At 67.8% G+C, this 6,105-nt stretch carries 6 protein-coding genes; 3 read left to right on the top strand and 3 right to left on the bottom strand.

Going from position 1 to position 6,105, the window contains the following annotated elements:
- Together ROTAS13_RS17620 and ROTAS13_RS17615 are read right to left on the bottom strand one after the other, a co-directional pair.
- A partial coding sequence (locus ROTAS13_RS17620) for a hypothetical protein (RefSeq protein WP_216348677.1) occupies window positions 1-433 on the bottom strand: 433 nt, incomplete at its 3' end.
- Between the two features lie 5 nt (window positions 434-438).
- Window positions 439-792 (bottom strand): hypothetical protein, encoded by a 354-nt coding sequence (locus ROTAS13_RS17615; RefSeq protein ID WP_126281900.1) that lies wholly within the window; start codon window positions 790-792, stop codon window positions 439-441.
- A 266-nt stretch (window positions 793-1,058) separates the two neighbouring features.
- Here ROTAS13_RS17615 and ROTAS13_RS17610 point away from each other — a divergent pair, with 266 nt between their 5' ends.
- Together ROTAS13_RS17610 and kdgD are read left to right on the top strand one after the other, a co-directional pair.
- Window positions 1,059-1,901 (top strand): FadR/GntR family transcriptional regulator, encoded by an 843-nt coding sequence (locus ROTAS13_RS17610; protein WP_139323410.1) that lies wholly within the window; start codon window positions 1,059-1,061, stop codon window positions 1,899-1,901.
- Window positions 1,902-1,988: 87 nt separating this feature from the next.
- Window positions 1,989-2,912 carry a 5-dehydro-4-deoxyglucarate dehydratase gene (gene kdgD, locus ROTAS13_RS17605; protein WP_019462206.1) on the top strand — a complete coding sequence of 308 codons (924 nt, stop codon included), beginning with the start codon at window positions 1,989-1,991 and terminating at the stop codon, window positions 2,910-2,912.
- On the opposite strand, the gene ROTAS13_RS17600 is transcribed toward kdgD, so the two are convergent.
- Window positions 2,845-4,470 (bottom strand): diguanylate cyclase, encoded by a 1,626-nt coding sequence (locus tag ROTAS13_RS17600; protein WP_083755592.1) that lies wholly within the window; start codon window positions 4,468-4,470, stop codon window positions 2,845-2,847. The genes kdgD and ROTAS13_RS17600 overlap by 68 nt on opposite strands.
- Window positions 4,471-4,964: 494 nt before the next feature.
- On the opposite strand from ROTAS13_RS17600, the gene ROTAS13_RS17595 reads away from it, so the two are divergent.
- On the top strand, window positions 4,965-5,957 hold the full coding sequence (locus ROTAS13_RS17595) for a tripartite tricarboxylate transporter substrate binding protein (protein WP_075822984.1): 993 nt from the start codon (window positions 4,965-4,967) through the stop codon (window positions 5,955-5,957).
- The last annotated feature ends 148 nt before the right edge of the window (window positions 5,958-6,105 follow it).

The following is a 6,105-nucleotide window of genomic DNA, read 5'->3' as shown; positions in this document are numbered from 1 at the left end:
CCCGCAGCGCCCTGGCGACGTTCGGGTCCTGCGCCAGCAACGCCATGGCCACGTCGTCCCGCCCCATCGCATGGAAGGCGGCCGCGTTGGCGCGGCGGGAGCAGCCCTCGCTTTCGCTGCCCAGCGAGGCGGTGAAGCCGCCGCCCAGGAAGGCGCCGCCGATCTGCGCCGCGGTGGTGCAGGGCGCCACGGACAGCGCGCCATAGACGCTCGGCACGTTCTCGACGCCGCCCTTGTAGGTGACGGTGTTGGAGCCGCTGCTGGAGCCCGAGCCGCTGACCACGATGGCATTGGCCACCGCGCCCGCCGAGGTGCTGCTGGACTGGGTCTGGGCCGAGGCGGGAAGGGCGGCGAAGGCCAGCCCCACCGCCAGCATGCCCGCGCCGAGGAGGCGTGCCACCGGCACGCCCCGCTCAGCCGGCTGCTTCGCCACGCGGCTCACTGAGCGGACCCGGCGGGCGCGAAGCCCTGGCCGCTGAACGCGCCCTGCCAAGCGCTGCCGCTGAAGTCCACGCCGCTGGCGAAGGACGAGCCCGGGCCCGTGGCGCCGCCCCAGGTGGCCGAGAGGCCTTCCACGCTGGAAGTGCCGCCGCTGTTGAAGGAGTAGACCTTGCCCGCGCTCTGGGAGGCGGCGCTGGTGTCGCCGATCCCCTTGGCATAGCTGCCACCGGTCACGCCGGCGCTGCTGAACTGACTGCTCCCGGAAAAGTTCTGGGCTATGGCGATGCCCGGCATGGTCGCGCCCAGGGTGATGGCGCTCGCCATAAGAGAGGCTTTGAGAATGGCACGCATCGATCTTTCTCCCCATGGCATTTCATTTAAATGACAACGTATCAATTTTTATTAATCTGTGAACGAAGTGTCAACTTCTGATTGCGTGTCCACAAAGCTGTGAACGTCTTCGCAACTGCACGCGGAACACAGTGCCGGCACGCCCGGCTCGCCCCAGCCCGACTGGGCACAACCCGGGGCAATGTCATCTGGAAGTCATATGACGGACGATCTATGCATCGTTGGTCATTCCATTCCCCTGGCCCGCGCGAGGACGGAGACCGACCATGGCCCGATCCGCAGTCTCCCGACCCGATCCCCAGGGCACTGCTCCCCAGGACATCGCTTCCCAGGGCATCGATTCTCCCGGGGAAGGTCCCGCCCGCCCTGGCGGCGCGTTCCTGCCCCGCTCCGTGGCGCAACCCCGCCGCGCCAGCCTCGCCGTCCAGGTCTGCGACGATCTTTCCGCCCGGATCGAGGCTGGCGAGCTGCGCCCCGGCGACAAGCTGCCGACCGAGAAGGAGCTGATCACCCGCTATGGCGTCAGCCGCACCGTGGTCCGGGAGGCCATCTCCAGCCTCCGCGCTGCCGGGCGCCTTTCGGTGGAACAGGGGCGCGGCATGTTCGTGCTCGCCCCGCCCCAGGCGCCGCACTACCGGCTGGAAGCCTCGCAGATCGACACGGCGGAGGAGATGCTCCGCCTGATCGAGGTGCGGGTCGCGCTGGAATCCGAGGCCGCCTGGCTGGCCGCCCAGCGCCGGGGCGAGGCCCAGGCCGCGGCGCTGCTGCAGGCCGCGGAGCGCTTCGGCACCGACCCCGCCGATGCCGACGGCTCCGTCGCCATGGACCGGACCTTCCACCTCCAGATCGCCGGCTGCTGCGGCAATGCCTATTTCGAGGCGCTGCTCGCCGGCCTGCCCGCGCAGCTCGTTCCGCGCTCCCGTCTGGAACTGTTCCGCGATGCCGAGGCCCGGGCGGCCTATCTCCGCATCCTGCGCATCGAGCATGTGCAGATCGCCACCGCCATCCTGCACGGCGACGCGGAGGGCGCGCGCGCCGCGATGCGCCTGCACCTGCTGAACAGCCGGGAGCGGCTGCGCGAGGCGGTTTCCGCCTTCGCCGCCGGCTGACCCCGCGTCTTCCCGCTTGCGTTCCGGCTGGTCCATTCGTAAGACGTCATACCAATATATGTTTGTATCCAGGCGATGGAGAGCGGCATGACGGAGCATTTCACCCCGGAGGCCTTGAAGGCGAAGCTGCCCACCGGGCTCCTGTCCTTTCCGGTGACGGATTTCACTCCCTCCGGTGACCTGGATGTGGACGGCTATCGCCGCCGCCTGGAATGGCTCTCGCCCTACGGCACCGCCACGCTCTTCGCAGCCGGCGGCACGGGCGAGTACTTCTCTCTCACCCCGGGCGAGTTCTCCCGGGTGGTGAAGGCGGCGGTGGAAGGGGCGGCGGGCCAAGTCCCCATCGTGGCCGGCGCCGGCTACGGCACTCGCACCGCCATTGAATATGCGAAGGAGGCCGAGCGACTCGGCGCCGCCGGCATCCTGCTGATGCCGCCCTACCTGACCGAGACCTCCCAAGCCGGGCTGCGTGCCCATATCGCGGCGGTCTGCAAGGCCACCTCGCTCGGCGTCATCGTGTATAACCGTGCCAACTGTCGGCTGAAGCCCGAGACGCTGGCCGCCGTGGCCGAGGAATGCCCGAACCTGATCGGCTTCAAGGACGGCGTCGGCGACATCGAGGCGATGACCGCCGTGTACAGCGCGCTGGGCGACCGGCTGACCTATCTCGGCGGGCTGCCGACGGCGGAGGTCTATGCCGCCGCCTATCTCGCCATGGGCGTGCCGACCTACTCCTCGGCGGTGTTCAACTTCATCCCGCGCACGGCGCAGGACTTCTACGCGGCCGTCACCACCGGCGACATGGCGACGGTGAACCGGCTGCTGAAGGACTTCTTCTTCCCCTACCTCGCCATCCGCAACCGTCAGCCGGGCTATGCGGTCAGCATCGTCAAGGCGGGTGCCGAGATCATCGGCCGCGGCGCCGGCCCGGTGCGCTCGCCGCTCAGCGACCTGACAGCGGAGGAGAAGCAGAGCCTGCGCTCTCTGGTCGAGAAGCTCGGCCCGCAATAAGGTCTACTGGCTCCGATCTCACGGAGGGGCGCGGCGTCACGCGCAGGCGCAGCGCCCGCCGTGCCTGCTTGTCCGCATACATCAGCCGATCGGCCTCCTGGAGTGCGGCTTGCAGCGAGCTGGCCGAGGGATCGACAGTCGCGACGCCGAAGCTCGCGCCTGGATAGTCGAAGCTGCAGCCGGCGAAGACATAGGTCCCGATCAGCAGTGGCGCCAACTGTCTGCGCATCACAGCGGCCGCTTCGTCCGGAGCATCCGGCCTGGACGGGGCGGCCAGCCTGATCACGATGAATTCGTCGCCGCCCCACCGTCCCGGCACGTCGCCGGGGTGCAGACCGGCCGAGAGGCGTCTTGCAACCTCGACCAGGAACTTGTCGCCGATCTCGTGTCCGTAGGTGTCGTTGATCGTCTTGAATTCATCCATATCGATGAACGCCACAAGAATCGACTGGCGTGTCCGCTTCGCCAGCGCAAAGCACTGACCCAGATCGGCCAGGATCGCGCGCCGGTTCGGCAGGCCGGTCAGGGCGTCGTAATTCGCCGCGTACCGTTCCTCCTGCCGCTGTAACACCATCTGTCCCGCGACACGGCCGGAGAGCAGGATCAGGACGAGGCCGAGCGCCGCGACCAGCCCCGCCACCCAGAAGTGTTGCCGGCGCATGGGGGCCAGGGGATCGAGCGAAACCAGCGTGAGCAGTTGATACGTCCTGTCGGACAGGGGCTGGCGCCGCAGCAGATAAAGATGCCCGTCGATCTGCCACTGGCCGGCCTGCTCCGGGCCGGTCATGGCGCGAATGTCCATGGGCTTGCCGATATCTTCGTCGCCGTCCGGAGGTTGCAGGATGTCCGGTGGCAGAAGCGCGGCCACATTGCGCAGCATGAACGGCGCGGACGAGGAGGTCGTCACGCGCCCCTGGCGATTCACGATCAGGGCGATGTGCTGCCCTGCCAGATAGAGCGCCATATCCGGTGCGTCGAACTTCACCGTGACGGAGCCCTGCGTCACGTCGTCGGCGTCCTCGATACGGCTGGACACGAAGTAGGACGGCGTTCTGTTCAGGCGGGCGATACCGAACATCTGCCCCTTGCCGTGCTGCAGGGCATCGACGAGGTATCTTCGTTCCCGATAGATCATCCCGACGATGCTGTCGGGCTCGGCCCAGTTGCTGGCCGTTACCGTGTCATCCGACAGGTTATTCATATAGATCCGGGCGTAGCGCAGGTCGCTGGACAGACTGTTCATGAAATCGCCGACGCTGCGCACCAAGGGGTCGCGTGTGAAATATGCGGCGCGCTGCTGGCGTGTTAAGCTGGCCAGGTCTGGCGGATCGACCCGATAGCGGGTGGCAAGCTGGATCACCCTGCTCTGATGCGCCACCATATTGGCCACGCTGCTCATCTCGGTGAACAGCCGGTCGACGATGCGCGCGGTTGTTCTGGTGTCGTATTCGGCGCTGGCAGCCAAGTCGCTGAGCCGCTCCGTCATGATATACCGCGACATCCACCAGCTCAGGCCAGTCACCAGCACCAGCCAGACGCCCGCGACGACCAGTGTCACACGCCGCGCGACAGATGGCATCTGTGGCCCGAATAGCCCTTGCCGTTGTAACACGCTGCGCACACTATCCTCGCGGGCAAAACCGGGGTTCAGGACAACTTACCCGGCATTCTCGATATTCTGGCGGTTCGATCAACGTCGATGATTTCCTTGGCACCCTGGAACTGCGAATCTGGATGTGGCCAGGGAAGAGTACGTGATGATCTGGCGCTGTCATGCGCCCCGCGGGCGGAAGGGCGCGGATGGGCTGTTTCGTGAAGCCTCATGCGGCTACCTATCCGTCGCGTCGGAGCGGATCGCCATGACCATCGGATGCACCCTGCGCGAGGACCGTTCGGCGCGGCGGAAGGGGCAAGAGCAGCCCCGTCCGTACGGCGAAGGAAAGGGCCGCGCGCGCACTCCAGCCGCTGGAAGGCGAACCCGTGACGTCGCTTCCAGCTTTGGCGCCACCCGCAACAGGGTGGCACCTCAATTTGGGAAGGAAACAAAAGAACATGCAACGCCGTGGCCTCCTCCGCGCCTCGCTTCTCACGCCTTTTCTGGGCATGCCCGCGCTCCTGCCCCGTGCCGCGCGGGCGGAGATGGCCTGGCCTGAGCGCACCGTCACCATCGTCTCCCCCTTCGCCCCCGGCTCATCCTCCGACATCGTGGCGCGTGCCATCGGGGTGCAGATGCAGCAGGGGATCGGCAAGCCCGTGGTGGTGGAGAACCGCCCTGGCGCCACCGGCGAGATCGGTGCCCGCTTCGTCATCCGCTCCGCGCCGGATGGCCACACGCTGATGCACGCGCCGATCAGCACCTGGGCGATCAACGCCGCGCTGCGCCCCAATCTCGGCTACGACCCGGTGCGCGACTTCACCGGCCTCAGCCAGACCGTGCGCACGCCCAATGTCCTGGTGGTGAACCCCGCGCAGGTGAAGGCCGGCGACCTCGCCGGGCTCGTCGAATGGCTGAAGGCGCGCAAGGGCGCCACCTCCTACTCCACCTCCGGCGTCGGCTCCTCGGACCACCTGACCATGGAGATGTTCAAGCAGGCCACCGGCACGGAGATCTCGCACATCCCCTATGCCGGCGGCGCCCCCGCCACCACCGACCTGATCGCCGGCAACGTCCAGCTCTCCTTCCAGAATCTCGGCTCCATCCTGCCGCAGATCCGCGACGGCCGCGTGAAGCCCATCCTGATTACCAGTGAGGCGCGTTCCGCCCTTCTTCCCGAGGTGCCGACCGCCATCGAGAGCGGACTGCAGGGCTTCACCGTCTATTCCTGGCAGGCGATCGGCGGCCCCGCCGGCATGGCGCCGGACCTCGCCAACCGCATCCACGCAGCCATCCTGGCGGCCCTGCGCCACCCCGACACCCGCCGCCGCATGGACGAGATCGGCTTCGAGGTCGTGGGCAGCACCCCCGCCGAGTTCGCTGCCTTCCAGAAGGGAGAGATCGACCGCTGGAAGGAGGTCGTCCGCCGCGGCAACATCACGCCGGACTGAGCGCCGGACTCGCCTGTTCCGGCCGCCGGGGGAGAGGCGCTGCCTCTCCCGCCGGACCCCCTCTCCGCCGGGGACCGAAGCCGGTCCCCGGACCCCGGGCTTTCGTGGGTTCCCGTGGTTGCCGCCAGCCTGCGGCCTGATCCCGGGA

The organism is Roseomonas sp. TAS13 (assembly GCF_001950415.1).
Classification (GTDB): domain Bacteria; phylum Pseudomonadota; class Alphaproteobacteria; order Acetobacterales; family Acetobacteraceae; genus Roseomonas; species Roseomonas mucosa.
This window is presented reverse-complemented; position numbering and strand designations above follow the sequence as displayed.

Excerpts from the sequence above, each read along its gene's own strand:
- ROTAS13_RS17615 (WP_126281900.1), bottom strand. The coding sequence starts at position 792 with ATGCGTGCCATTCTCAAAGCCTCTCTTATGGCGAGCGCCATCACCCTG.
- ROTAS13_RS17610 (WP_139323410.1), top strand. The coding sequence starts at position 1,059 with ATGGCCCGATCCGCAGTCTCCCGACCCGATCCCCAGGGCACTGCTCCC.
- kdgD (WP_019462206.1), top strand. The coding sequence starts at position 1,989 with ATGACGGAGCATTTCACCCCGGAGGCCTTGAAGGCGAAGCTGCCCACC.
- ROTAS13_RS17595 (WP_075822984.1), top strand. The coding sequence starts at position 4,965 with ATGCAACGCCGTGGCCTCCTCCGCGCCTCGCTTCTCACGCCTTTTCTG.